The 23,729-nt window shown below is 63.4% G+C and carries 24 protein-coding genes; 16 read left to right on the forward strand and 8 right to left on the reverse strand.

Going from position 1 to position 23,729, the window contains the following annotated elements; all coding sequences use genetic code 11:
• The first annotated feature begins 4 nt into the window (after positions 1–4).
• The 8 genes from OKW35_RS20775 to OKW35_RS20810 all read left to right on the forward strand — a co-directional run bounded on the left by OKW35_RS20775 (position 5) and on the right by OKW35_RS20810 (position 9,279).
• Positions 5–1,522: a sugar ABC transporter ATP-binding protein gene (locus OKW35_RS20775; RefSeq protein ID WP_429553023.1), complete on the forward strand. Its 1,518-nt coding sequence runs from the start codon at positions 5–7 to the stop codon at positions 1,520–1,522.
• A 13-nt stretch (positions 1,523–1,535) separates the two neighbouring features.
• Positions 1,536–2,564 carry an ABC transporter permease gene (locus OKW35_RS20780; RefSeq protein ID WP_429444353.1) on the forward strand — a complete coding sequence of 343 codons (1,029 nt, stop codon included), beginning with the start codon at positions 1,536–1,538 and terminating at the stop codon, positions 2,562–2,564.
• Positions 2,565–2,681: 117 nt separating this feature from the next.
• Positions 2,682–3,623, forward strand: a complete 942-nt coding sequence (locus tag OKW35_RS20785) for an ABC transporter substrate-binding protein (RefSeq protein WP_429553024.1) — start codon at positions 2,682–2,684, stop codon at positions 3,621–3,623.
• 331 nt (positions 3,624–3,954) lie between these two features.
• A complete protein-coding gene (locus OKW35_RS20790) occupies positions 3,955–5,904 on the forward strand; it encodes a putative bifunctional diguanylate cyclase/phosphodiesterase (RefSeq protein WP_429553025.1) in 1,950 nt (649 codons plus the stop codon).
• Between the two features lie 29 nt (positions 5,905–5,933).
• On the forward strand, positions 5,934–6,356 hold the full coding sequence (locus OKW35_RS20795; protein WP_184061546.1) for a hypothetical protein: 423 nt from the start codon (positions 5,934–5,936) through the stop codon (positions 6,354–6,356).
• Positions 6,357–6,471: 115 nt separating this feature from the next.
• A complete protein-coding gene (locus OKW35_RS20800; protein ID WP_090807650.1) occupies positions 6,472–6,696 on the forward strand; it encodes a hypothetical protein in 225 nt (74 codons plus the stop codon).
• Positions 6,697–6,928: 232 nt separating this feature from the next.
• The gene (locus OKW35_RS20805) at positions 6,929–8,635 is read left to right on the forward strand and encodes a fibronectin type III domain-containing protein (RefSeq protein ID WP_429553026.1); all 1,707 of its coding nucleotides are present in this window, start codon (positions 6,929–6,931) and stop codon (positions 8,633–8,635) included.
• Between the two features lie 203 nt (positions 8,636–8,838).
• Positions 8,839–9,279, forward strand: a complete 441-nt coding sequence (locus tag OKW35_RS20810) for a hypothetical protein (RefSeq protein ID WP_429553027.1) — start codon at positions 8,839–8,841, stop codon at positions 9,277–9,279.
• A gap of 66 nt (positions 9,280–9,345) precedes the next feature.
• Here the strand turns inward: OKW35_RS20810 and OKW35_RS20815 are convergent, their stop codons facing one another.
• Positions 9,346–10,497, reverse strand: a complete 1,152-nt coding sequence (locus tag OKW35_RS20815) for a peptidyl-alpha-hydroxyglycine alpha-amidating lyase family protein (RefSeq protein ID WP_429553028.1) — start codon at positions 10,495–10,497, stop codon at positions 9,346–9,348.
• A 272-nt stretch (positions 10,498–10,769) separates the two neighbouring features.
• On the opposite strand from OKW35_RS20815, the gene OKW35_RS20820 reads away from it, so the two are divergent.
• Positions 10,770–11,063: a DUF1330 domain-containing protein gene (locus tag OKW35_RS20820; protein WP_429553029.1), complete on the forward strand. Its 294-nt coding sequence runs from the start codon at positions 10,770–10,772 to the stop codon at positions 11,061–11,063.
• A 47-nt stretch (positions 11,064–11,110) separates the two neighbouring features.
• Here the strand turns inward: OKW35_RS20820 and OKW35_RS20825 are convergent, their stop codons facing one another.
• The 3 genes from OKW35_RS20825 to OKW35_RS20835 all read right to left on the reverse strand — a co-directional run bounded on the left by OKW35_RS20825 (position 11,111) and on the right by OKW35_RS20835 (position 14,256).
• Entirely contained in the window at positions 11,111–11,962 is an 852-nt protein-coding gene (locus tag OKW35_RS20825; RefSeq protein WP_090807642.1) for a carbohydrate ABC transporter permease, read from the reverse strand.
• Positions 11,959–12,849, reverse strand: coding sequence for a carbohydrate ABC transporter permease (locus OKW35_RS20830; RefSeq protein WP_429553030.1), 891 nt, complete (start codon positions 12,847–12,849; stop codon positions 11,959–11,961). Before OKW35_RS20830 ends, OKW35_RS20825 begins: the two co-directional genes overlap by 4 nt.
• A 174-nt stretch (positions 12,850–13,023) precedes the next feature.
• Positions 13,024–14,256: an ABC transporter substrate-binding protein gene (locus OKW35_RS20835; RefSeq protein WP_429352927.1), complete on the reverse strand. Its 1,233-nt coding sequence runs from the start codon at positions 14,254–14,256 to the stop codon at positions 13,024–13,026.
• 319 nt (positions 14,257–14,575) lie between these two features.
• Between OKW35_RS20835 and OKW35_RS20840 the strand changes: the two genes are divergently transcribed.
• The 4 genes from OKW35_RS20840 to OKW35_RS20855 all read left to right on the forward strand — a co-directional run bounded on the left by OKW35_RS20840 (position 14,576) and on the right by OKW35_RS20855 (position 18,806).
• Entirely contained in the window at positions 14,576–15,373 is a 798-nt protein-coding gene (locus tag OKW35_RS20840) for an SDR family oxidoreductase (protein WP_429553031.1), read from the forward strand.
• 78 nt (positions 15,374–15,451) lie between these two features.
• Positions 15,452–16,534, forward strand: a complete 1,083-nt coding sequence (locus tag OKW35_RS20845) for an ABC transporter ATP-binding protein (protein ID WP_184072779.1) — start codon at positions 15,452–15,454, stop codon at positions 16,532–16,534.
• 94 nt (positions 16,535–16,628) lie between these two features.
• Entirely contained in the window at positions 16,629–17,492 is an 864-nt protein-coding gene (locus tag OKW35_RS20850) for a MurR/RpiR family transcriptional regulator (protein ID WP_187610637.1), read from the forward strand.
• Positions 17,493–17,570: 78 nt separating this feature from the next.
• Complete coding sequence (locus tag OKW35_RS20855; protein ID WP_429553032.1) at positions 17,571–18,806, forward strand: YbfB/YjiJ family MFS transporter; 1,236 nt, start codon at positions 17,571–17,573, stop codon at positions 18,804–18,806.
• 23 nt (positions 18,807–18,829) lie between these two features.
• Here the strand turns inward: OKW35_RS20855 and OKW35_RS20860 are convergent, their stop codons facing one another.
• From OKW35_RS20860 to OKW35_RS20875, 4 genes are read right to left on the reverse strand one after another with little or no spacing between them, the layout of a single operon-like run.
• A complete protein-coding gene (locus OKW35_RS20860) occupies positions 18,830–19,204 on the reverse strand; it encodes a GtrA family protein (RefSeq protein WP_184061561.1) in 375 nt (124 codons plus the stop codon).
• Positions 19,201–19,950 (reverse strand): class I SAM-dependent methyltransferase, encoded by a 750-nt coding sequence (locus tag OKW35_RS20865; protein WP_429553033.1) that lies wholly within the window; start codon positions 19,948–19,950, stop codon positions 19,201–19,203. The genes OKW35_RS20860 and OKW35_RS20865 overlap by 4 nt, the downstream gene beginning before the upstream one ends.
• A 17-nt stretch (positions 19,951–19,967) precedes the next feature.
• Positions 19,968–21,029, reverse strand: a complete 1,062-nt coding sequence (locus OKW35_RS20870) for a glycosyltransferase family 2 protein (protein WP_429349016.1) — start codon at positions 21,027–21,029, stop codon at positions 19,968–19,970.
• Between the two features lie 13 nt (positions 21,030–21,042).
• A complete protein-coding gene (locus OKW35_RS20875) occupies positions 21,043–22,329 on the reverse strand; it encodes a glycosyltransferase family 87 protein (RefSeq protein WP_429553034.1) in 1,287 nt (428 codons plus the stop codon).
• 673 nt (positions 22,330–23,002) lie between these two features.
• Between OKW35_RS20875 and OKW35_RS20880 the strand changes: the two genes are divergently transcribed.
• The 3 genes from OKW35_RS20880 (at position 23,003) to OKW35_RS20890 (ending at position 23,725) form a co-directional block, all read left to right on the forward strand.
• Complete coding sequence (locus tag OKW35_RS20880) at positions 23,003–23,215, forward strand: hypothetical protein (RefSeq protein ID WP_429553035.1); 213 nt, start codon at positions 23,003–23,005, stop codon at positions 23,213–23,215.
• 100 nt (positions 23,216–23,315) lie between these two features.
• Positions 23,316–23,486: a Flp family type IVb pilin gene (locus OKW35_RS20885; protein WP_184046198.1), complete on the forward strand. Its 171-nt coding sequence runs from the start codon at positions 23,316–23,318 to the stop codon at positions 23,484–23,486.
• Between the two features lie 68 nt (positions 23,487–23,554).
• The gene (locus tag OKW35_RS20890) at positions 23,555–23,725 is read left to right on the forward strand and encodes a Flp family type IVb pilin (RefSeq protein WP_184061566.1); all 171 of its coding nucleotides are present in this window, start codon (positions 23,555–23,557) and stop codon (positions 23,723–23,725) included.
• Positions 23,726–23,729 lie beyond the last annotated feature (4 nt).

The raw sequence follows: 23,729 nt of genomic DNA on the forward strand, positions 1-23,729 counted from the left end.
GCACATGAACCCACTCATTTCCGTCAACAATCTTTGCAAGAGCTTTCCGGGCGTAAGAGCGCTTCATGACGTCCGGTTCGAACTCATGGCCGGCGAGGTCCATGCGCTGATGGGCGAGAACGGCGCGGGCAAGTCGACGCTGATGAAAATTCTCGCCGGCGTCTATACGCGCGATTCCGGCGAAATTCTCTTCGACGGCAAGCCCGTCGATTTTCAAGGTCCGCGCGACGCGCAAGCTGTCGGCATCGGCATCATTCATCAGGAACTGCAACTGATGAATCATCTGAGCATCGCGCAGAACATCTTTATCGGCCGTGAGCCGCGCAAGGGTCTGGGTCTGTTCCTCGATGAAGACAAACTGAATGCACAGGCGAGCGAGATCCTCGCCCGCATGCACGTGAAACTCGATCCGCGCACGATGGTCGGCACGCTGACCGTCGCGAGTCAGCAGATGGTCGAGATCGCGAAAGCACTGTCTTTCGATTCGCGCGTGCTGATCATGGACGAACCCACGTCCGCGCTCAACGATGCCGAGATCGCCGAGCTGTTCCGGATCATCCGTCAATTGAGAGAGCGCGGCGTCGGCGTCGTCTATATCTCGCACAAGATGGACGAGTTGAAGCAGATCACCGATCGCGTGACCGTGATGCGCGACGGCGAGTATGTGGCCACCGTGCCGACCGAGGGCACCGGCGTCGAGACGATCATCGGCATGATGGTCGGACGCACGCTGGGCGACGTGACGCCAGTCGAGAGCGCGCCGGTGAAAGGCGAACTCGCGCTCGAAGTGAGAAATCTCGTCGCAGGTCCGCTCGTGCGCGACGTCAGTTTCGAATTGCGCAAGGGCGAAATACTCGGTTTCGCAGGCTTGATGGGCGCGGGCCGCACGGAGGTCGCGCGCGCGGTGTTCGGCGCCGATCCGGTCGAATCGGGGGAGATACTCGTGAAAGGCGTGAAGGCGTCGATCAAGAGGCCCAGTGATGCGGTCAAGCGCGGCATCGGCTACCTGTCCGAAGATCGCAAGCGCTTCGGTCTCGCTACGGGAATGGATGTCGAATCGAACATCGTGATGGCCGATCTCGGCAAGTTCCTGTCAATCAATATGTTTCTGCGCCGCGGGCAGATTCGCAAAAGAGCGCAGCACTTCATCAAGCTGCTTGCGATTCGCACGCCTTCAACGACGCAGCAGGTGCGGCTTCTGTCGGGCGGCAATCAACAGAAGATCGTGATCGCGAAATGGCTCGAGCGCGATTGCGACGTACTGTTCTTCGATGAACCGACGCGCGGCATCGACGTCGGCGCGAAAAGCGAAATCTACAAGCTGCTGCGCTCGCTGGCGGCGCAAGGCAAGGCGATCGTGATGATCTCCTCCGAGCTGCCGGAAGTTCTGCGCATGAGCGACCGCATCGTCGTGATGTGCGAAGGCCGCATTACCGGCGAGCTGTCCGCCAGCGAAGCGACGCAGGAGCGCATCATGCATCTCGCGACGCTGCGCGAAACCCTGAAAACGGTACAAGCCTGAAGAGGTCTACGACATGACATTGCGAACGGATACCGCGGCGCTGGACAACGAAAGGCGCACTTCCGGGCTGAAAGCCCGAATTTTCGCGCCGACCGCCGTGCAAAAGATGCTCGCGTTCGCGAGCCTCATCCTGCTGCTGGTGTTCTTCAGCTTCGCGTCGCCGGCCTTCATGCAGATGGACAACATCCTCGGCATTTTTCAGGCGACAGCTGTGAACGGCGTGCTGGCGATCGCCGCCACGTTCGTGATCATTACGGGCGGCATCGATCTGTCGGTCGGTACGTTGATGACATTTACCGCCGTGATTTGCGGCGTGTTTCTCACGTACTGGCATCTGCCGATGTGGATGGGCGTGCTCGCGGCACTCGCGACGGGCGCGGTATGCGGCACGGTATCGGGCACGCTGACCGCGAAAATGAAGATCCCGCCGTTCATCGCGACGCTCGGCATGATGATGCTGCTGAAGGGATTGTCGCTCGTCGTGTCGGCGGACAAGCCGATCTATTTCACCGATACCGAGAACTTCTACCGTATTTCCCAGGATTCGCTGATCGGCTATTTCCTGCCGGGCGTGCCGATTCCGAATGCGGTACTGATCCTGTTCTTTCTCGCGATCGTCAGCTCTATTACGCTCAATCGCACCGCGCTCGGCCGCTATACGTTCGCACTCGGCAGCAATGAGGAAGCGGTGCGGCTCTCGGGCGTCAATGTCGATCGCTGGAAGATCGCGATTTACGGCGTGGGCGGCGCTATCTGCGGCATCGCGGGTCTGCTGATCGCGTCGCGGCTCAATTCGGCGCAGCCGGCGCTCGGTCAAGGCTACGAGCTCGATGCGATCGCGGCGGTCGTGATCGGCGGCACGTCGTTGAGCGGCGGTTCGGGAACGATACTCGGCACCATCATCGGCGCTTTCATCATGAGCGTGCTGACCAACGGACTGCGCATCATGTCGGTCGCGCAGGAGTGGCAGATCGTCGTGACCGGTTTGATCATCATTCTGGCGGTGTATGCGGACATCCTGCGGCGCAGCCGGAGAAGTTGACGCAGGAGCAGAAGCAGCAAATAAGCAGGGAACGCAGGAGCAGGAGAGAGAGGGCACGTGAAGGCTCCCTCGAACGCTCGATAGCGGCTTGATAGCCCAACCATTGGAGGAGGCCCCATGTTGAAGAGAAGACTAATCGGTATTGTGGTCGGTGTCGGTGCGCTCGTCGGCGGAAGTAGTCTCGCGTATGCGGACGAGCCGTATATTCCGCTTATTTCGAAAGGCTTCCAGCATCAGTTCTGGCAAGCCGTCAAATCGGGCGCCGAGCAGTCCGCGAAAGCGAACAACGTCAGGATCACGTTCGAGGGACCGGAAACGGAAGCGATGGTCGATAAGCAGATCGATATGCTGTCGGCCGCGCTCGCGAAGAAGCCGCAGGCGCTCGGCATCGCGGCGCTCGACAGTAAGGCGGCCATCCCCTTGCTCAAGCGCGCCCAGAACGAAAAGATTCCGGTGATTGCATTCGACTCCGGCGTCGACAGCGATATTCCGTTGACGACCTGCTCGACGGACAACGTCGCCGCCGCCGCGCTCGCCGCCGACAAGATGGCCGCGCTGATCGGCAATTCCGGCGAAGTCGGCGTGATCGTGCACGACCAGACGAGCCGCACTGGTGTCGATCGCCGCGACGGTTTCGTCAATCAGATCAAGTCGAAGCATCCGAACATCAAGATCGTGTCCGTGCAATACGGCGCCGGCGATCACCTGAAGTCCGCGGAAATCGCCAAGACCATGATCCAGGCGAATCCGAACCTGAAGGGTATCTTCGGTGCAAACGAAGGTTCCGCGGAAGGCGCGGCGATCGGCGTCAAGGAATCGGGCAAGAAACTCGTGCTGATCGGCTTCGACTCCGGCAAGGAGCAGAAGGAGAACATCATGTCGGGCTTGATGGCCGGCGCGATTACGCAGAATCCGGTCGGTATCGGCAAATGCACGGTCGACTCGGCGGTCAGGGCGCTGCACGGCGAGAAGCTGCCGAAGAAGATCGACACCGGTTTTTACTGGTACGACAAGACCAACATGAACGATCCGAAGATCGCAGCCGTGCTGTACGACTAAGCGAGGCCGGCGATCGCGACTCGGCAAGCCGAGGCTGCGACAATCATCAAAGAGGGAGAGCCACGATCTTCCTCTTTTTTTATTGCCGTTCCGCAACTTCGGAATCGCGCTATATCGAGCGGTCCGTTGTGCCGCAACAACATGTAATCCGAACGCTCGTACTCCATCGAGCAAGTCGGGATTCGCGCTCATGCAGTGCTTTTGATCCACGGCTGCCGGTCATTTCACACCATTACATGCATTAATCTGATACTTTATGTTGATGTAATCGCTGCACGAGCCGTCCATTCGCATGCCGATTCGGACCCACCCACCGTCGAATGCGCAGGTCATGGCTTTTACCGAACCAAGGTCTCCATTTTCCAGGTGGGTCGTGTCCTCGGCCCAGAACCTGAGTCCGGACAACCGGCAGATTCTGCTTGCCAACCTCTTCACGCGAACCGCATCGATCGTTTTCGCGTCGATTTGCGAAATCAGCGTATGCGCAACCGCGTATTATCTTTATCCGATTCCTCTATATGCCGCGTGGGGTATTGCGGTCGTCGCATTGCTGATCGCGCGGCTCACGCTGATCTGGTTATGCCGCACGCGGGCAGCCCTTGGGCTGCCCACGCCGACTTCCGCGTTTATTTTCGCGAGTCTGTTGTGGAGCGCGTTATTCGGGTTTGGCACATTCCTGTGCAATATCAGCGGAAGTCCCACGCTTTTTCTGCTTGGAAACGTCTGTGCGGTCGGTGTGATCGGCGGATTGTCCGGACGCAATGCGGGCACGCCGCGGCTTGCGTTATTGCAGATCGTTTTTATTCTCGGCTTTCTGAGTGTCGGCGCGGCGATGTCGCCGGGCAATGGCAAGCTCGTGCTGCTATTTCAGGCTCCGTTTTGCGCGGCCGGCTTCTTCACGGTCGCGCTGCGCAGTAATCGCGACACCGTTGCGTTGCTGCTCGCGCGGGAAAACAGTCATCGCCTCGCGCGCCAGGATAGCCTGACCGGTTTGCCGAATCGCGCGCGTATCAACGAGCTGCTGATCGAACGCACCGGCGAGAGTTCGACGCGGCAGGGCGAGGCGTTCGCGGTGCTGCTGATCGACCTCGACGGCTTCAAGGCGATCAACGACAGTCTCGGTCATGCCGCCGGCGACCAGATTCTGCAGGAAGCGGCCTCCCGTTTGTGCGATCTGCTGCCGAGCGGCGACCACGTTGGCCGCCTGGCGGGCGACGAGTTCGTCGCGATTTCGGACGACGCCGGGCAGCTTCGCGACGTGCGCGTGCTGGCCGATCGCATCGTCAGAACGCTGGCGCGGCCGTTCGTGTTGAGCGAAGCGCTCGTGCATATCGGCGCGAGCGTCGGCATCGCGCTCTATCCCGAACATGCGAAAACGGGTCCGCAATTGCTGGTCTGCGCGGACCGCGCGTTGTACGGCGTCAAGCGCAGCGGCAAAAGCGCGTTCGCGATTTTCGATGCCGAGAAGCACGTATCCGACGAAAGCCTGAGCCTGCTGCGCAGCGACCTCGAAGGCGCGCTGAAGTCGTTCAATGGTTTGCGCATGGAGTATCAGCCGATCATCGATCTGCATACCGGCGCGGTAGCGGGCCGCGAGGCGCTGATTCGCTGGGCCCATCCGACGCGCGGCGAGTTGTCGCCGTCCGCGTTCATTCCGACCGCCGAGCGCACCGGCCTGGTCCTCGCGTTGGGTGAATGGGTGCTGCTGCAATCGTGCATGGCGGCGTCGGCGTGGCGCGACAAGGTGATCGTCGCGGTCAATGTATCGCCGGTGCAATTGCGCGAGGAATCGTTCGCATCGACGGTGACGGCAATACTTCGGAAAACGAGGCTGCCGCCGACGCGGCTCAATCTCGAGGTCACGGAAACGGCACTGCTGAACGACGACGAAGTGACTCGCCGCAATATCACCAGATTGCGCGCATTGGGTATCGGGCTGGCGCTCGACGACTTCGGCACCGGCTTTTCGACGATGTCCACGCTCGTGCGCTTCTCGTTCGACAAGCTGAAGATCGACAGTTCGTTCGTCCGCGAGTCCGTGCATCGGCGCGAATCGGCGGCCGTGGTGCGCGGCATCGTCGCGCTGGCGCGCGAGATCGGCATGCCGACCACGGCCGAGGGCATCGAAACCCAGGAGCAGCTCAATTTCGTGCGCGTATGCGGTTGCACGCATGCGCAGGGTTATCTGCTCGGCAAGCCGATGTGCAACGAAGAAATCGAGCAGTGCGAAGCGGTGCTCGACGCGCGTGTCGCCGACAAGGCCGCGCCTGCGGACTTTTGATATTCGTTACCGATGCGATCGAGGTCGTGATGTCGTCTCCCTTGCAATTTCAACTGCGAATCACCGCGTCGATGGAACTTGCCAACTCGCTGCGCGCGGACCCTTCGTGCGCCGCGCATCCAGCGCTACGTGCCATTTTGCAAACGCATCACGCAACGCTCAAATGCCAGTTCGATGCATTCGCGGACTACGTGAGCGAAGCGCAGAGAATGGGCATCGAGAACTACCCGCTTTATCAATGGACACGGCAAACCATCGAGAACCCGGAGAAGAAAGCGAAGTACCTGCAGTCGTTCACGCTCCATGTGAATGGCGACGAAGTGTATGACAAGGACGTCGCCGATGCCCTCGAGGCCGGCTTGTCGAAGCTGATCGACGCGAACGGTATTGTTCGCGTGTCACGGTACGACACGAATCCCGGAAACAATCCGCAGCCGCCCGCGCGCGTGTGAGGCAGCCGCTTAAATTTCAGTCCGAAAGCTTCATGGTCAAGCGGTTTAACATTTGAGGACATGCCGCGAAGTTCGTGAGACGATGCAATTTCACTTATTTTTGTGGGAGTGCGACATGGGACTTCTGGACGAAGTGGGCAAGATTGCCGGTGCGGTTGCCGCCGTTGAAGCCGCGGAGAAAGTCGATCCACAAGCGGGTCTGCTGACCAAAGGCGTGGCCGCTATCGCCGGTTTCGAAGGCGCTGGAAAGCTGGAATCGCTGGTGGAAAAGAAAGAAGAAGAGAAGCAGGACGACGCCGACAACGCTCAGGCCGCGGACGATACAAGCTCCCAGACCTGAACGGACGTCAAGCGGATTGCCGGTTGCATGCGCGCGATCGAATCACGCGCTGCACCGGCAATCTGTTTTTATAGGCCTTTCGATATCGAACCCTCCTTCCGCTATTCGCCCGATCTTTCATCGGGCTGTCATCGCCGTCCGGCTACGATCGTCCGTCACTTTCCGTCCGCGCTCGCCCCGCGGGGCGTTGTTTTGCGCTGGCATTCTTCCACCTGAACAACCATACGCGGACATGTCGAACAGAAAAATCGTCAAGACAACGCCTGCCGATGAGCACGGCGCATCGATCGTCTCGCGTCGCGGCTTTCTGAAGTTCGCCGGCGCATCGAGTCTCGCGACGGCGGCGGGCGCGCTCGCATCGACCGCGCGCGGCGCCAATAGCGGCACACCCGATGGCACGCCCGAACAGATCCATCTGACCTGGGGTAGCGACCCGGCGAGTGAAATTACCGTGTCGTGGTCGTCGCTCGCGCCCGCGGTCAATCCGCAGGTGCGCATAAGCGGCGTCAATAACGGGGACCACGCGAAACATACGGTGCACGCGGTGCAAAGCACGTACACCGACGGCATCAACGGCGAGGTCGTATTCAACTATCACGCGCGCGTGCGCGAGTTGAAGGCCGACACGAGCTATCAGTACGAAGTGACGGCCGATAACGAGGGCAATGCAGCGCAACCCTTCACCGCGAGTTTTCGTACCGCGCCGCGCGGCCGCGCGCCGTTTCGCTGGACGAGCTACGGCGATCTCGCTACGCCGCATACGAACTGGGTGCTGTCGTCGCCGCAAAGCCGCTTCGCGGTGGCGGCCGTCGAGCGCTTTCAGCCGCTCTTCCATCTGCTGAACGGTGACCTCTGCTATGCGAATCTGAATCCGACGCAGCAGCCCGAGGTGTGGCGCGACTTCGGCAACAACGCGCAGACGTCGGCGTCGAACCGGCCGTGGATGCCGTGTCCCGGCAATCACGAGCTCGAATTCAACAACGGCGAGCAGGGCCTTGCGTCGTATCTGTCGCGCTACGTGCTGCCCGATAATCACACGCGTTTTCCGGGCCGCTGGTACAGCTTCCGCGTCGGCTCGGTGCTGTTCATTTCGCTCGATGCGGACGACGTCGTCTATCAGGATGCCGCCGCTTTCGTCGCCGGGCCCGCGCCGCTGACGCCGGTCGCGAGTACCGGCAATCCGCCGATTCCGGCGGGCACGTCGCTGTACGTGCGCGGCTATAGCAATGGCGAGCAGACACGCTGGCTCGAAAAAGTGCTGCAGCATGCGTCGCACGATAACGACGTGGACTGGATCATCGTGCAGATGCATCAGGACGCGCTCAGCTCGTCGAAGACCGGCAATGGTTCCGACAAGGGCATTCGCGAAGCGTGGCTGCCGCTGTTCGATCGCTATGGTGTGGACCTCGTGCTGTGCGGTCACGATCACGACTACGAGCGCAGCTATCCGGTGCGCGGTTGCAATCACAACAAGGGCACCGACATCGCGACGGGGCACCCGGTCGATACGTTGCAGCCCAAGCCGATCATGTCGGCGGTATCGGCGGGTGCATCGACGTTCGATACGAGCCACGGCACCATCCACCTGATTCTCGGCGGCGGCGGCACGAGCGCGCCGCTCGACGTGTACGGCGTCGATACCGGCACGGGCCTGCCGCAGGCGCGCATCTTCACGAAGCCGAATCGCCCGGTGCCGTCGACGACCGCGGGCACGTTCGTGCGCGCGAGCGCCGACGCGGTCGAAGACGCGATCTGGTCCGCCCAACGCGACACCGGCACCGGCTACGGCATCGCGGTGTTCGATTACGATCCGGGGCAGCCCGGCGGCGACACCACGATCACGATGAACTACTACCATGCGCCGGGCGCGGATCAGACGCCGACATCGGAATATGATCTGTTCGAGACGATCGAATTGAAGAAGAAGCGGCGCGGGTAGAAGGATAGATTTGATTGACTGATCGGCATTCAATTTTCAGGGGCCGCTCATCACGAGCGGCCCTTGTTTTTTCACGGTCACCGCAAAAAACAATGCCCCATTCATTTTGTTACACGTCTTACCGCCACGGACTGTCGTGGTTACAAAGGCCTTTCGAAAGCCCCGCTATACTCGGCGCCGTCTCACTAAAACAAAGACCCGATATGTCGAAGAAAATCATCCAGATGGTTGCCGTGGCTGCATTGAGCGCCGCGGCGTCGTTGCCGGCACTCGCCGGTGATATGAACAACATGCTCGGTGGCGCGCTCGGTGGCGTGGCCGGCGCGGCGGTCGGCGGCGCGGTGGGCGGCAGCACCGGCGCGGTGATCGGCGGCGCGGTGGGCGGCGGGGCGGGCGGCGCGGTCACGTCGAATCGTCACGAACGTACCGGCGCGATCATTGGCGGCGCGCTCGGTGGCGGGGCGGGCACCGCGGCCGGCAACGCGATGGGCGGCCGCACCGGCGGCCTGGTCGGCGCCGCGCTCGGCGGCGGCGCGGGTTCGGCGCTCGGCGGCAACATCTCGCGCTCGAACTCGTATGCCAACGACCACTCGCGCGGCTACCAATCGGGCAAGCACCATCACAAGCATCGTCGTTACGACTGAGACGGCTTGACTTCGACAGGGCCGGTCCGCGTCCGCATCACAGACGAACGCGGCGGCCCTCGTCCATCACGCATGCAGAACCAGTTTCTGAATACGCCAGTTCAGCAACTCGGCAACGAATAATACGTTTTCCGAAGGACACGCCATCTCGTGAATCCAGCCGAACTGCTTCGGCTGTTTGCCCGCTTTTCCAAGCACACCGAGCACTTTGCCGTCGAGCGTCATCTTGTAGATGCGGCCCGGAAACGCGTCGGCGCTATAGAGCACCTGATTCGGTCCCGGCGAGATGCAGATCGCCCAAGGCGAGCCCGGCGCGAACGTGCCCGCGGCGAGGTCCGCTTCGCTCGGCATGTTGCCGATCGCGGGGCGCGCGTCCGGGGGCACCGGTACGTCGATCGTGAACTGGCGCAGGAACGTGCCCTCGGTATCGAACACCTGGATGCGCCGGTTGCTGCGATCGGCCACATAAACGTGGTCGTGCGCATCCACCGCGATGCTATGCGGCGTATGGAACTGCCCCGGTCCCGTGCCGCGATCGCCCCATGACTTCAGCCAGTTGCCGTCGCGATCGACCTTCGCGACGCGCGAGTTGATGTATCCGTCGCTGATATAGGTGTTGCCCGCCTTGTCCCACGCGACGTCGGTCACCTGGCGAAAGCGTCCGGGTTCGGAGGGCAGCGGCGGATTCGGATGCTTGAGCGGCGCGGTCTCCTCGTCCGATGCTTCCTGCTTGCGGCCGAACACCATCGCGACGCGTCCTTCCGGCGTAAACTTGATCACCATGTCCGAGCCCTTGTCGGTGACCCAGATGTTGTCGTGCCGGTCCACCTTCGCCGTGTGCGCGAACGACCACGCATACAGGTTGTGGCCGATCTCGCGCACGAAGCGTCCATCGGGCGCGAACTCGAGCAGTTGCGCGGCGGCCGCGCCATATGCGGGGCCGCTGGTGTTGCCGCGCGACAGCACGAAGATATGGCCATGCGAATTGAGCGCGACGCCCGAGCATTCACCGAAGTACCTGTCGTTCGGCAAACGTACGGGGTTGGCAATCGAGTCATAAGCAATCGTGGGCACGGCGGGTGTGTCCGCGGCGAACGCCGGCGGCATGGCGAGTCCGGCGGCGCTACCCACAAGCAGGCTCATGAAAGTCCGACGGCTCATCGCCCGGTGGTCGGGACCGCCGCAGCATGCACAAAACGACTCGTATCGCTCGCTCATTCGTTGTCTCCTTTGGTCCATCGCTTGAAGTGTGCAAAGGCAAGCCTAGTGCACAAAACGTTTAATGGCTAAATCGTTTTGGCGATGCTGAAAGAGACACTTCCCGTTATGCGCGATCACGTGCTGGTGGTGGCAGATGCTGTCCAGGTCGCGGCGCGCGGCGGCGCGGTACCGCTCGGCGTCGCGAGCCAGCCCGCTTTGCTACTATGTAAGACCGCGACTGCTTAGGTCCGCTTTAGTCCCGCGTTGGTCCATCACACAAGGAGATTCGAATGAGCAAAGGTTATTGGGTGTCGTCGTACCGCAAGACGAACGATCCGCAGAAACTGGCCGCATACGCGCAACTGGCCCCGGCCGCGGTGGCGGCGGCGGGCGGCAAGTTCCTCGTGCGAGGCGTGGCGGACGAGGCGCGCGAGCAGGGCCTCAAGGAGCGCACGGTCGTGATCGAGTTCCCGACGTACGAGGCGGCCGTCGCCGCTTACGAAAGCGCGGAGTACAAGAAGGCGCTGGCCGCATTGGGCGATGGCGTCGAACGCGATCTGCGCATCGTGCGCGGCACCGACTGACGCACGACCCGCAAGCGAACACTGCGCGGCACGCGCCGCGCAGTCACTCACTTCACCGCGCCGAGCGCGAGCCCCTTCACCATATATCGCTGCAACCACGCAAACACGATCGAAACCGGCAACGTCGCGCACAAGGTCGCGGCCATCACCAGATGCCATTCGACCACGTACTTGCCCGCGACCATATCGGTCACCTGCACGGTCAGCGTCTTGTTTTCCGGCGAGCGGATCAGCGTATAGACGACCGCGAACTCGTTCCACGCATTGATGAACGTGAAGATGGCGGTCACGACGATCGCCGGCACCGCGAGCGGCAGAAACACCTTGAACACCGCGCGCGTGCGGCTGCAGCCTTCGAGCCACGCGGATTCCTCGAGATCCTGCGGCACGGTCTGAAAGTACGACGACAGCATCCACACCGCGAACGCGATATTGAACGCCGCGTACGACACGATCACGCCGATCCTCGAATCGACCAGGTTGCCGTCGCCCCACGGAATCATCGCCGCGAGCCGGAATAGGCCGACCACCAGCAGGATCGGCGACAGCATCTGCGTGACGAGCAGGAACTGCCGATACAGGCCGCGTCCGCGAAATGGGAAGCGCGCGAGCGCGTACGCGGCGGGCAGGCACACCGCGAGTGCGAGCGCGGTGGACAGGAAACTGATGATCGTGCTGTTGCGCAGCGCGACGCCGAAGTTGGCCGCGTCCCACATGTCGATGAAATTGCGCCACTGCCACTGCACCGGCAGCCAGCGCGCCGGATAGACGAAGATCTCCGAGGCCGGTTTGACCGCGGTGAAGAACATCACCGCGAACGGAAACAGTATGACGATCACGAGCGGCGTCAGCGCGATCCAGCACCACAGCGAGCGTTTCGTCTTCGCGCTCAGACTCATGATGGCACTCCTTCTTTCGCGCGTTGCAGACGCAGATAAGCGATCGAGAACACGAACAGCATCACGAGCATGATCAGCGAAACGGCGGCCGCTTCGCCGGGCCGTCCGAGCCGGAAGCCGAGTTCATACAGGTAAGTGACGAGGATGTGCGTGCTGTTGTCGGGGCCGCCTTGCGTCATCACCCAGATGATCGGAAACGAGTTGAACACGTAGATCACGTTCAGCAGGATCGCCATGTTGATGAACGGGCGCAGCAGCGGCATCGTCAATTGACGGAACTGCTGCCAGGCGCTCGCGCCGTCGATACGCGCGGCTTCGTAGATATCGCTTGGCACCGAAGACAGGCCGCCAAGAAAAATCGTCACCGTAAACGGAATCGACACCAGAATGCCGACCGCGATTTCGACGGGGAACGCGAACTCGGGCGTCGCGAGCCAGTGAATCGGCCCGGCGATCAGGCCGAGCCGCTGCAGCGTGACATTGACCATGCCGTAGTCGTCGTTGAAGGCCCAGCGCCAGACGACGGCGGTCATCGTCAAAGAGACGGACCACGGCAGCATCACGATCGTGCGCGCCACGCCGCGACCGTGAAAGTCCTGATTCAGAATCAGTGCGACAGGTACCGAGATCAGCACCGTGCCGCCCACCACGCACACGGTCCAGATGATCGTGCGGCGTACCGAATCGAGAAACACCGGGTCCTGAAACACGTTGATGAAGTTCTGCGCGCCGGTGAAGTCGCGGATCGCGCCGAAGCGCGATACCTCATGCAGCGATTGCCACACGATGTTGAAAATCGGATAGCTGATGATGAACAGCGCGAGCACGAGGCTCGGCGCGATCAGCAACCAGGGCGCCTGCGCGCGCGAAGAAACGGAACGGCTCATGCGTGCTCGATCGTAAGACGCGCCCGCTCTCTGGCGGCGGGCACGACGGAATGGGCCGGAGGGTGCATCGTGCTGCATAGGCTCGAATGTGGGAGTGGCGTGGCGCAACGCGCGGCGCTTTAGCTACGGCGCCGCGCGTCCCCTGTTCGTCTCGTTACTGTCAAAAGCCGCGTATCAGTGACCGAGCGACTTGTTCGCCTGCGCAGCGGCCGCATTCAACGCTTCCGCCGGTTGCGCCTTGTTCAGGTAGATCGCCTGCATCGCATCGGTCACGGCCTTCGCGGTGTCTTCCCAGCCGGTCACGGTCGGCGCGAAGTGAGCCGTGGGCAGCAGCGCGACGAATGCCTTGATGTCCGGATCGTTGAACGCCGGGTCCGCCGCTTCGGCCTTCGTGGTCGGCAGGAAGCCTTCGGTCGTCGTGAACTCGACGCGCGGTTCCTTCGTGAACAGATAGTCGAGGAACTTCCACGCGGTCTTCTTCACCTTCGAGTTCTTGAACATCACGATCGAGTCGGTGACCGCGTAGGTGGCGTGCGTCGTGCCCATCGGCACCGGATCGATGCCGTACTTCAGGTTCGGCGCTTCCTTCTTGATCTGCTTGGCGAGGAACGGCGCGGAGATCACCATCGCGACGCGGCCCTGCTTGAACAGGTTCTGCACGTCTTCGCGGCTATAGCCGGTGACGCCCGGTTGCGTGAGACCCTGGTCGATCATCTGCTTGTACATCGTCGCGGCCTTCACGCCCGCCGGCGAATTGAACGCGGCCTTGCCGTCCTTGCCGACCACTTCTCCGCCCATCGTCCACAGCGCGTAGTAAAAGTAGACGTCGGTTTCGATTTCCTTGCCTTGCAGACCGAAGCCGGCGATGCCTTGCGCCTTCAGCTTCTTCGATGCATCGATCACTTCATTCCAGGTCTTCGGGCCGTCGGGGTAGCCGACCTTCGCGAGCAGATCCTTGTTGTAGTACAGCGCGCGGGCGGAAGCGGCGATCGGCAGCCCGTAGGTCTTGCCGTTGATCTGGCCAGGCGCGAGGAACGGACCGATGAAGCGTGCCTTGAAGTTCGCGTCCATATAGCCGTCGAGCGGCTCGGCGACGTCGTCCTTCACGAAGTCGAGGAGCCAGCGCGTGCCGACGATCGCGAGGTCCGCGTTGGCGCCGCCGGAGATGTCCGTTTGCAGCTTCTGTTGCAGCGTGTCCCAGTTCACGTCTTCGATCTTGATGGTCGTGCCGGGATTGGCCTTCTCGAAGTTGCGGGCCATTTTCTCGAAGTACGGCGCGGTCGCGTCGCTGTAGTGAGCGACCGTCACGCGGACCGTCTCGGCATGGGCCGAGACGGCGATACCTGCAAACGCGAGCGCCACGGCGACTTTGCCTAGCGCGAGGGAAGCACGGGCATGCAACGACATTTTTCTCTCTCCTGTGGGTGGTTTGCTGCCGTCGCCGGCCGCCTTGGGTAAATTGTTTGAAAAAATCCTACATGACGCAAAATAGCTTGTCACGTAGGGTCTGCGATATTTTTTCTCGGGCTGTTTTGTGCATAAGATGCTGTAAAGCATGGGGTATTCTGCACGGCGCGACGGGGATGGAAACCCACTCTTCGGGATGGCCGGCAGTCGTCGAGGGTTGGATATGTAGGAAATTTACAGCGTTGCGCGTAGCGCGAGCCGGGTGGCGGACGGCGCCGGCAAGACGGCCGAAACGGCCAGGCCAACGAGCGAGGAACACATGGATCGTGTCGTATTGGTAACGGGCGCATGCGGCGGTATTGGCAGCGTGTTATGCGAGCGCTTCGTCGAGGCGGGTGACACCGTGCTCGCACTCGACATCGACGCGACCGCGCTGCAATCGTTGAGCGCGCGACTCGGCGCGCAACGGGGCGCGCAACAGGGCGCGGACCGGGTCGTGCCGGTCGCGGTCGATCTCGGCGACGCCGCTGCGGTGCAGCACGCGGTGGCCGCGGCGGTCGCGCAGCGTGGACCGGTCGACGTACTGGTCGCGAACGCGGGCGCGGCGCTCGGCGCGTCGCTCGCGACTACCGACGCCGCAAGCTGGCAGCGCGACATCCATCTGAATCTGAACGGCACGTATCACACGGTGGAGGCGGTGCGCGCGTCGATGATCGAACGGCAGCGCGGCGCGCTCGTGCTGATCGGCTCGGTGAACGGTCTCGCCGCGCTCGGTCATCCGGCATATAGCGCCGCGAAGGCCGGCCTGATCAGCTATACGAAGGCGCTCGCGCTCGAGCTGGGCCGCTTTGGCATTCGCGCGAACATCGTGTGTCCGGGCACTGTGAAGACGCAGGCGTGGCAGGCGCGTGTCGAGAAGAATCCGCAGGTGTTCGAGGAACTGAAGAAGTGGTACCCGTTGCGCGACTTCGCGACGCCCGACGACATCGCCGATGCGGTGCTGTTCCTCGCATCGCCGCAAGCGCGCGTGATCACCGGCGTCGCGTTGCCGGTCGACGGCGGCTTGATGGCGGGCAACCGCCTGATGGCGCAGGAGCTGACGCTCGAGTCGTTCTGAGCCGCGCGCGGCGCGTGCACTACGGCACCGGCAATACAACATCGGCAATACAACACACAGCAAGACAATGAGGACAGCATGGCAGCAGTGCAACTGAGCGGCATCTTCAAACGCTATGGCGACACCCAGGTCGTGCACGGCATCGATCTCGACATCGACGACGGCGAGTTCGTCGTGCTGGTTGGTCCGTCGGGCTGCGGCAAGAGCACGCTGATGCGGATGGTGGCCGGGCTCGAGGAAATCAGCGGCGGCGATCTGATGATCGGCGGCACGCGCGCGAATACGCTCGCGCCGCAGCAGCGCAACATCTCGATGGTGTTCCAGAGCTACGCGCTGTATCCGCATCTGTCGGTGTATGAAAACATCGCGTTCGGTCCGAGAATCCGCAAGGAATCCTCGGAGAAATTCAAGCCGCGCATCGATGCGGCCGCGAAGATGCTGAACCTCAGTGACTATCTGGACCGCTTGCCGCGCGCATTGTCGGGCGGTCAGCGGCAACGCGTGGCGATGGGCCGCGCGGTGGTGCGCGAGCCGTCGCTGTTCCTGTTCGACGAACCGCTGTCGAATCTCGACGCAAAGCTGCGCGTGCAGATGCGCACCGAAATCAAGGCCCTGCATCAGCGCTTGAAGAACACGGTGATCTACGTCACCCACGACCAGATCGAAGCGATGACGATGGCCGATCGCATCGTCGTGATGAACGCGGGACGTATCGAGCAGATCGGCCGTCCGCTCGAACTCTATGACCGGCCGGCGAATCTGTTCGTCGCGAGCTTCCTCGGCTCGCCGTCGATGAATTTCGCCGAGGGCGTGATCGTCAATCGCACGCAGGGTGCGGGCCTCGCGTTGAAGCTCGCGGACGGCAGCGAGGTCGCGCTCGAACGCACGCCTGCGTCGGCCGTGGTCGGTGCGAAGGCCACGCTCGGCGTGCGGCCCGAGCACGTCGAGATCACGACGCAGATACCGGATGCCGCGCTCGACGTCGAAGTGATCGAGCCAACTGGCGCCGAAACGCACCTGTACGGGAAAATAGGCGGCGCCTCGTGGTGCGTGACCACGCGCGAGCGCTCGAAGATCGAGCCCGGTCAGCGTGTCGCGCTGCGTCTGCCGGCCGAACACATCCATCTGTTCGATACGGAGAGTGGACGCAGGCTGGTCTGAACCGCGTGCGGCTTGAACTTTGATCAGGCCGATTCAAGCCGAACAAGCTGCGAGCGACGCGGATCCATATGAAACAGCCCCTAAGGAACACCGGGTGTCCGCACCGAACTTGATTCCCCACATCCGCAACGCACTCGCGAGTCTGCGGCCCGCCGAGCGCAAGGTCGCCGACATGGTGCTCGCCGACGTCGACTTCGCGATGCGCGCGAGCATCACCGAACTCGCGCAGCGCGCCGAAGTATCCGAGCCTTCCGTCACGCGTTTTTGCCGCGCGATCGGTGCGCACGGTTTGCGCGACTTCAAGATGCAGCTCGCGCAGAGCGTCGCCGGCGGGCTGCCGTATGCATCGACCGCGGTCGCGCGCGACGACGACGTGCAGACCTTGATGGACAAGGTCGGCGAAGCGGCGATCGACGGCATCACGCATGCGCGCGGCGCGCTCGATCCTGCCGTGGTCGAAAGCGCGATCGCGGCGCTTTCGAGCGCCCGGCGCGTGTTTTTCTTCGGCGTGGGCTCAGGCTCGGGGCTCGTCGCGCAGGACGCGGCGCTGCGTTTTTTGCGCATCGACATCGCGGCGGCCGCGTTTACCGATGGTCATTTGCAGCGTCTATACGCGGGTCTGATGGAGCCGGGCGACGTCGCGTTTGCGATCTCGCATTCGGGGCGCAGCGTCGAAGTGAATGAAAGCATCCAGATCGCGAAGGAGCGCGGTGCGACGACGATCGCGCTGACCAACGTCGGCTCGCGACTCGCATGGCTCGTCGATATTCCGCTGCTGCTGCGCGTGGCGAGCCCGATCGATCCGAACACGCCGGGCGTGTCGCGGCTCGTGCATCTGTGCATCATGGATGCGCTCGCGATCGGCGTCGCGCTGAAGGCCGGGCCCGAGACGCTGGAAAAGATGCGCCACGCGAAGGCGCGGCTCATGCCGCATGAGCCGGAAGGGGCGGGCGGGTAAGGCGCGCACATTGCGCGACTTTCGTCGTCGCTCCAGGTAGAATCGGCTCGCAGCGTTCCCGTTTACGTCCGTCCGCCCATGTCCTCCCGTTCCGCCGACACCGCATCGCACGCGCCATCAACGACCACCGCCGAACGTGTGCCGACCCTGCTGCTGGCCGCCGCGCTATCGCTCGGCAGCGCGTCAGCGCTCGGCTTCGCGCGCTTCGCGTACGCGCTGCTGTTGCCGTCGATGAAACTCGACCTCGGCTGGAGCTTCGCGCAGGCCGGCGCGATGAACACCGCCAACGCGCTCGGCTATCTGCTCGGCGCGCTCGTGTTTCCGCGCCTCGCGCGCCGCCGGTCGGCCGGCACGCTGTTCGCGGCCGGTTGCGTGCTGACCGCGCTGCTGATGGCCGGCAGCGGCCTCACCGCCAGCACGCATGCGCTGCTGACGCTGCGCGTGATCACCGGTGCGAGCAGCGCGGCGATCTTCATCGGCGGCGGCGTGCTTGCGGCGCGGCTCGCGTCGGCGCGACCGCGCGACGCGGGACTCGTGCTCGGTCTGTATTACGGCGGCACCGGCTGGGGGATCGTCGCGTCGTCGGTGCTGGTGCCGGTGGCGATCCTTGATGCCGCCCACGGCTGGCAATTCGCGTGGATCGCGCTCGCGGCGGCCTGCGCGGTGTTCGCCGCGGTCGCGATCGGCGCGGCGCGCAGGATCGAGCGCGCGTACTCGAGCGCGGCGGCTGCGGCGCATGCGGCCGGCGCCACCCCTGCCCCGGGCTGGCCGCACTTCGCGGCCGCGCTCGCGGGCTACGGACTGTTCGGCGTCGGCTATATCGGTTACATGACGTTCATCGTCGCGCTGCTGCGCAACGCCGGCATGAGCGCGGCGGTCGTCACCGGTTTCTATCTACTGCTCGGCGCGGCGACCGTGGTGTCGGCGCGCATCTGGTCGACGCTGCTCGATCGCATGCGCGGGGGCCAGGCGCTCGCCCTGCTCAACGCGCTGCTGGCGATCGCGACGCTGCTGCCCGCGCTCTTCACGCAGCCGTGGGTCGCGTTCGTTTCGGGCGCGCTGTTCGGCGCGACGTTCCTGTCGGCGGTCGCGTCGACGACCGCGTTCGTGCGCCACAATCTGCCCGCGAGCCACTGGGCGAAGGGCATCAGCGCCTTCACGATCGTGTTCGCGTTCGGGCAGATCGTCGGGCCGGTCGTGATCGGCTGGGTGTCGGATGGCGCCGGGCTCGCGCGCGGGCTCGTGTATTCGGCGCTGTTGCTGGCGGCCGGCTCGGTACTCGCGGCGTGTCAGAAGGCGTTGCGTGCGACGTGAGTCGCCTTATGCGTGCTTCGTATTCAGCGATACGTCCAGCACCGATGCGCGACGAACGTGAGGGGCGGCACCACGCACACGACTAGCGCGATGCCGAGCGCGGGCGGCCCGCCCGCAAGCTGCGTCAGGTGCGCTACGAGCGCGGTCGACGTCAGGCCGCCCAGCGACACGACCACGAACCGCCCAGCGTTCAGCAACGCAGGCAGCGCAGAAAAACTCCAGAACGTGTTCAACAGATAAGAGGCCGCCGTCGCCCAGGTGAACGCGATCGCGTTGGCCCACGGCGGCGACATGCCGGCGTCCGCGATCAGCGTCAGCGCAATGCATACATGCAGGCCGGTCGCGATGACGCCGCTCGCGCCAAAGCGCATCAGCCTGACCCGTTCGACCGGCATCATCGCGACGCTCCCTCGCGCTTGCGCAGGATCGCGAACAGCGATACGCCATAAGGCAGCGGCGCATGCGCGAGCCAGTGGCGCTCGGCGCTGAAGACGCGGTACAGCGCCGCGTTGAGCAGCCACGGCGGAATCGCGTCGCCGCTGGAATGCTTGCGACGCAGCAGCCGGTCGGCCCAGCGCGCGGCCACCGCGACCGGATACAGCAGCGTGTTGAAATAGCTGATGCGTTCGACTTCGTAGCCGGCCACGGCCGCGCAGCGTATCAGCGAGCCGCGGCTATAGCGGCGGTAGTGGTGCAGGAAAACATCGTGCGCACTCCAGAGACTTTGTCCCGCTGGCACCGTCACGATGATGCGGCCTCCCGGCGTCAGCAGGTCGCGCATGCGCGCGAGCGAGCCGGCGTCGTCGGCGATATGTTCGAGGCAGTCGAAGAAACAGATCAGGTCGAAGCGTTCGCCGTTGAACGGCACGTCGTCGGGGCAGTGGCCCGCGCGGATGTCGAACTGGTTGCAGGTCTTGCGCGCGCTCAGCGCCCGAGCGGTCGGGTCCATCTCGAGGCCGCTGACGGCGCCGAAGCCGGCCAGCATGTCGAGGTTGCCGCCGGTGCCGGAGCCCACTTCGAGCACGCGTGCGCGACGCGGTAACGCGAGCCGTTCGAGCAGCGTGCGCAGCACGTCGCGCCGCGCGCGAAACCACCAGTGCCCGGCTTCGGTCTCGGCCATTTCGAGGTAGGCATCGGGAGACATAGTGGACTCCTCCGCTTTCAGTGGCCGACTACGCGAAACCGCGGCGCGGCACGCCTGCGTGTCAGTTCGACGCGCGCCACGTGCGCCGCGCGCGCATCCTGACGCACGCCGGGCAACATGCTGACCTTGCTCTTCGCCTGATAGCGACGCCGCACCAGATAAACGGGCCGTTCCTTCGACTCGTAGTAAATGCGGCCGACGTATTCGCCGATCACGCCGATGCCGATCAGCTCGATGCCGCCCATGAACAGCATCACCGAGATCGTGGACGCGTAACCGGGCACCGGATTGCCCGACCACAGCGTGCGGCCGATGACGAACCCGCCGTAGACGAACGCGAGTGTCGCGATCGACAGTCCGATATAAGTCCAGCTGCGCAACGGTACCGTGCTGAAGCTCGTGATGCCTTCGAGGGCGAAGTTCCACAGCCGCCAGCCGGAGAACTTCGAGTGACCGGCGCTGCGCGGCTCGCGTTCGTATTCGACGATCACGGTGCGGTAGCCGACCCACGCGAACAGGCCTTTCATGAAGCGACGGCGCTCCGGCAGGCTGCGCAGCGCGTTGACGACCTGCCGATCGATCAGCCTGAAGTCGCCGACATTCTCCGGCAGCTTCACTTCGGACAGCGCGTTGTGCACGCGATAGTAGAGCGCGGCCGCCGTGCGTTTGGCGAACGTATCGCACAGGCGGTTCGTGCGTTTGGCCGCAACCACTTCGGCGCCCGCGAGCCAATGCTCGACCATCACCGGGATCAGGCTCGGCGGGTCCTGCAGGTCCGCGTCGATCGGAATCACCGCATCGCCGAACGCTTCGTCGATGCCGGCGGTCAGCGCCGCTTCCTTGCCGAAGTTGCGCGTCAGGTCGATCACGCGAATGCGCCGGTCGCGGCCGCTCTGCGCGATCAGCCGGTCGAGCGTCGCGTCGCTGCTGCCATCGTTGATGCAGACGATCTCGAAGCGCGTGCCGTCGATCGATTCCAGCACCGGCACGACCGCCGCGAAGAAGCGTTCCACCGCATCCTGCTCGTTGTAGAACGGCACGACGAGTGAGATTAGTGGCGTGGTTGTATGAGTTGGCATGACGCTTCCCCGTTTATCGAATGATTCGAACCGCGTGTGAATAGGCGAGGGCGGTGCGCTCGCCGCGTTCTTCGTCCCCCACGCGCACGCGGCGCACGACCATCAGCAGCATCAGCAGCAGAACGATCGGGCCGATCTGCGGCAACTCGGCCGTGCGGTTGAAAAATTCATAGACCGGCAGCAGCCACGCGAGCGCAATCACACTCTGCTCGCCGCGCAGCCAGCCTTTGTCGATGCCGAGCGCGGTCAGGCAGGCCGTCGCGATGCCGAGCCACGCCAGTTCGTAGTGCCACACGTAGGGGTTCGTCAGCAGCGTGGCGACGACGAGACTCGCCGCGCGCAGCCGCGTGTCGCGCGTGTTTCGCCACACCTGCCATGCGGCTGCCGCGGCGATGAGTCCGACGCAGGCCTGGGCCGCAAAGGCCGCGGCGATCGGCGCACCGCCCTCGCGCAGCACCGCGAACGCGGTCGGCGACGCGAGCCAGTAGCCACGGCATTGCTCGAGCAGCGTCTCACGCGCAATGCCGGTGTTGACGAAGAAGAGCCGCACCGATTGCACGCCGCATATCAGCACGCTGAACGCGCCGAACAGCGCCGCGCTGAACGCGGCGGCCGCCAGTGTGCGCCATGCGCGTGCGGCAATCAGCACGAGCGGAAACAGCACGGCCATCTGCGGCTTGATCGCGAGCAGACCGAGGCACAGCCCCGCGCGTACCGGATGCCGGCGCAGCCAATGCAGCGTGAGCGCGGCGATGCCGGCGGTCAGCAGCGAGTTCTGGCCGAAGATGGCTGGCACGAACACGCACGGCGAGGCCGCGACGACGAACCATGCGAAGCGCGAGCCCCTGAAGCTGTCGGCAAGGCCCGACACGCGCAGCGTGCCCGCGCTGAGCAGCACGATGCCGCCGCCGACGAACACGAAGTACATGACGAGCTGCGGTAACAGCGCGAGCGGCGCGATCAGCACGAGGAACGTCGGCGGATAAAGCCAGGGCATCACGCTGTCGTGGCTCACGTTCGTGAATAGCGCGCGCTGTAGCTTGTCGAACGACGCGTGGTCATAGATCTGCATAGCCGAACCGTGCAGCAGTCCATACGAGGCCGACCAGAAAATCGAAAAATCCTCACCGGGACGCGTGAGCCGCGGGTCGGTGAAGCCGTGGCTCGCATAGGCCCACAACGCGATGATCCCCACGTACAGCACGCACATCCCACAGCAGTAGAAGACGATGCGCTCGGGCGTAAGCCAGCCGTGAATCTCGCTGTCGCCGCTGCGCATGCGTAGTTGTGATGCGTACATGATCCCCGCCCCCCGCGTGATCCGGATCGGGTCTATCGACCCGCCGTTCGTTCTGTTTATAGGTTCCGTCTTGTATGTGTCGGCGCGTGACATCGAATTAAAAACCGTGTCGTTGCGCTGAACCGGTCAGCTCATTGTTGGCGGAAATTGATGCGACTTTCAAGCTCGCGTTTTTCTGGCCACGCGCCGCGCACTGCCGACTCCGCCAAAAAGCGGGCCAAACGGCCAGCTTTGTGTGCGCCAACGCACCAAGCCGTCTTGCCGATGAGACGCTTTGGACCGGCGCGCCCTTCGGGAACGGCGATTTTTCGATGGAATTTCTTTTTTACCGGAGTAGGGAAAGTCCTGGGAAAAAAATGCCGAGCCTTGCCCGGCGGGGCATTACGCGATCCGCGAAGTGTTCGGCGGGTCAGGCAAAACGTTGCGCATTCGGACATTTCGGACGCGAATAGGGCGCGAGGCTGGGGGCCAGTCGGCTCGAACCCGCGTCGTTACGCTGTTTCCGCAAAGCTGGTCCCGTCCTTGCAATAGGGAGTGCGCGGAAGTCGACGACACGATGCTGCGGACCTGAACAGGCAGCACACCATGGCGAGAGAGGGAGCCAACGTCGACTGACTAGCGGGTGCCGGCCTCGAGCCGACGCCAAGAAAAAAATCACGAAAGACGGGGATGTATGCACAACAAGATCACGCGACTGCGCGGCGATACCAGGCCCGTGTGCGGTGCACATCGTGCGGCCATGCTGCGCCAGCGGCACGCGGCCGCGATGCTGCGGCTCGCCCGGCAGCTGCCGCTTCACTTTCCCCGTTTCCTCCAGTTCGTGTCGCCCAGCGTTGCGACCATGCGGATCAAACACCGCGCGACGCTGATCGCGCGGCGAAACTAGCCAGCAGCTTCCCGCATTTCCCTGCAGTACCCGCAGTCCCATCGCCCACGCCAATCCTGGTAACGGGTTCCATTAGTTAGTCTTCCAGAGGAGTCGAATCATGAAGAACATCATCGCTGCCGCAGCCCGTTTCGTTCGTGACGAAGACGGCGTGACCGCCATCGAATATGGGCTGCTCGCCGGCCTGATCTCGCTGTTGATCATCAGCGGCGCGACATTGCTCGGCACGCATCTGCAGACGATTTTCAACAACCTCGCGGCCTCGGTCTGAGTCCTCGAGTCGACGGACGAACCTCGCGATTCGTCCGTCCCCGTCCCACTGGAAAAAGGAGGTCTGTCATGAAGAACCTGATTGCTCGCGCAGCACGTTTCATTCACGACGAGGACGGTGTGACCGCCATCGAATACGGCCTGCTCGCCGGCCTGATTGCACTGCTGATCATCGGCGGCGCGACCACGCTCGGCACCAACCTCAGCACGATCTTCAACAATCTCGCGGCCTCGGTCTGACGGG

This window comes from Paraburkholderia sp. MM5477-R1 (assembly GCF_050436385.1).
Lineage (GTDB): Bacteria > Pseudomonadota > Gammaproteobacteria > Burkholderiales > Burkholderiaceae > Paraburkholderia > Paraburkholderia tuberum.

Coding starts and splice junctions, on each gene's coding strand:
- OKW35_RS20775 (WP_429553023.1), top strand. CDS start 5: ATGAACCCACTCATTTCCGTCAACAATCTTTGCAAGAGCTTTCCGGGC.
- OKW35_RS20780 (WP_429444353.1), top strand. CDS start 1,536: ATGACATTGCGAACGGATACCGCGGCGCTGGACAACGAAAGGCGCACT.
- OKW35_RS20785 (WP_429553024.1), top strand. CDS start 2,682: ATGTTGAAGAGAAGACTAATCGGTATTGTGGTCGGTGTCGGTGCGCTC.
- OKW35_RS20790 (WP_429553025.1), top strand. CDS start 3,955: ATGGCTTTTACCGAACCAAGGTCTCCATTTTCCAGGTGGGTCGTGTCC.
- OKW35_RS20795 (WP_184061546.1), top strand. CDS start 5,934: ATGTCGTCTCCCTTGCAATTTCAACTGCGAATCACCGCGTCGATGGAA.
- OKW35_RS20800 (WP_090807650.1), top strand. CDS start 6,472: ATGGGACTTCTGGACGAAGTGGGCAAGATTGCCGGTGCGGTTGCCGCC.
- OKW35_RS20805 (WP_429553026.1), top strand. CDS start 6,929: ATGTCGAACAGAAAAATCGTCAAGACAACGCCTGCCGATGAGCACGGC.
- OKW35_RS20810 (WP_429553027.1), top strand. CDS start 8,839: ATGTCGAAGAAAATCATCCAGATGGTTGCCGTGGCTGCATTGAGCGCC.
- OKW35_RS20815 (WP_429553028.1), bottom strand. CDS start 10,497: ATGAGCGAGCGATACGAGTCGTTTTGTGCATGCTGCGGCGGTCCCGAC.
- OKW35_RS20820 (WP_429553029.1), top strand. CDS start 10,770: ATGAGCAAAGGTTATTGGGTGTCGTCGTACCGCAAGACGAACGATCCG.
- OKW35_RS20825 (WP_090807642.1), bottom strand. CDS start 11,962: ATGAGTCTGAGCGCGAAGACGAAACGCTCGCTGTGGTGCTGGATCGCG.
- OKW35_RS20830 (WP_429553030.1), bottom strand. CDS start 12,849: ATGAGCCGTTCCGTTTCTTCGCGCGCGCAGGCGCCCTGGTTGCTGATC.
- OKW35_RS20835 (WP_429352927.1), bottom strand. CDS start 14,256: ATGTCGTTGCATGCCCGTGCTTCCCTCGCGCTAGGCAAAGTCGCCGTG.
- OKW35_RS20840 (WP_429553031.1), top strand. CDS start 14,576: ATGGATCGTGTCGTATTGGTAACGGGCGCATGCGGCGGTATTGGCAGC.
- OKW35_RS20845 (WP_184072779.1), top strand. CDS start 15,452: ATGGCAGCAGTGCAACTGAGCGGCATCTTCAAACGCTATGGCGACACC.
- OKW35_RS20855 (WP_429553032.1), top strand. CDS start 17,571: ATGTCCTCCCGTTCCGCCGACACCGCATCGCACGCGCCATCAACGACC.
- OKW35_RS20860 (WP_184061561.1), bottom strand. CDS start 19,204: ATGATGCCGGTCGAACGGGTCAGGCTGATGCGCTTTGGCGCGAGCGGC.
- OKW35_RS20865 (WP_429553033.1), bottom strand. CDS start 19,950: ATGTCTCCCGATGCCTACCTCGAAATGGCCGAGACCGAAGCCGGGCAC.
- OKW35_RS20870 (WP_429349016.1), bottom strand. CDS start 21,029: ATGCCAACTCATACAACCACGCCACTAATCTCACTCGTCGTGCCGTTC.
- OKW35_RS20875 (WP_429553034.1), bottom strand. CDS start 22,329: ATGTACGCATCACAACTACGCATGCGCAGCGGCGACAGCGAGATTCAC.
- OKW35_RS20880 (WP_429553035.1), top strand. CDS start 23,003: ATGCACAACAAGATCACGCGACTGCGCGGCGATACCAGGCCCGTGTGC.
- OKW35_RS20885 (WP_184046198.1), top strand. CDS start 23,316: ATGAAGAACATCATCGCTGCCGCAGCCCGTTTCGTTCGTGACGAAGAC.
- OKW35_RS20890 (WP_184061566.1), top strand. CDS start 23,555: ATGAAGAACCTGATTGCTCGCGCAGCACGTTTCATTCACGACGAGGAC.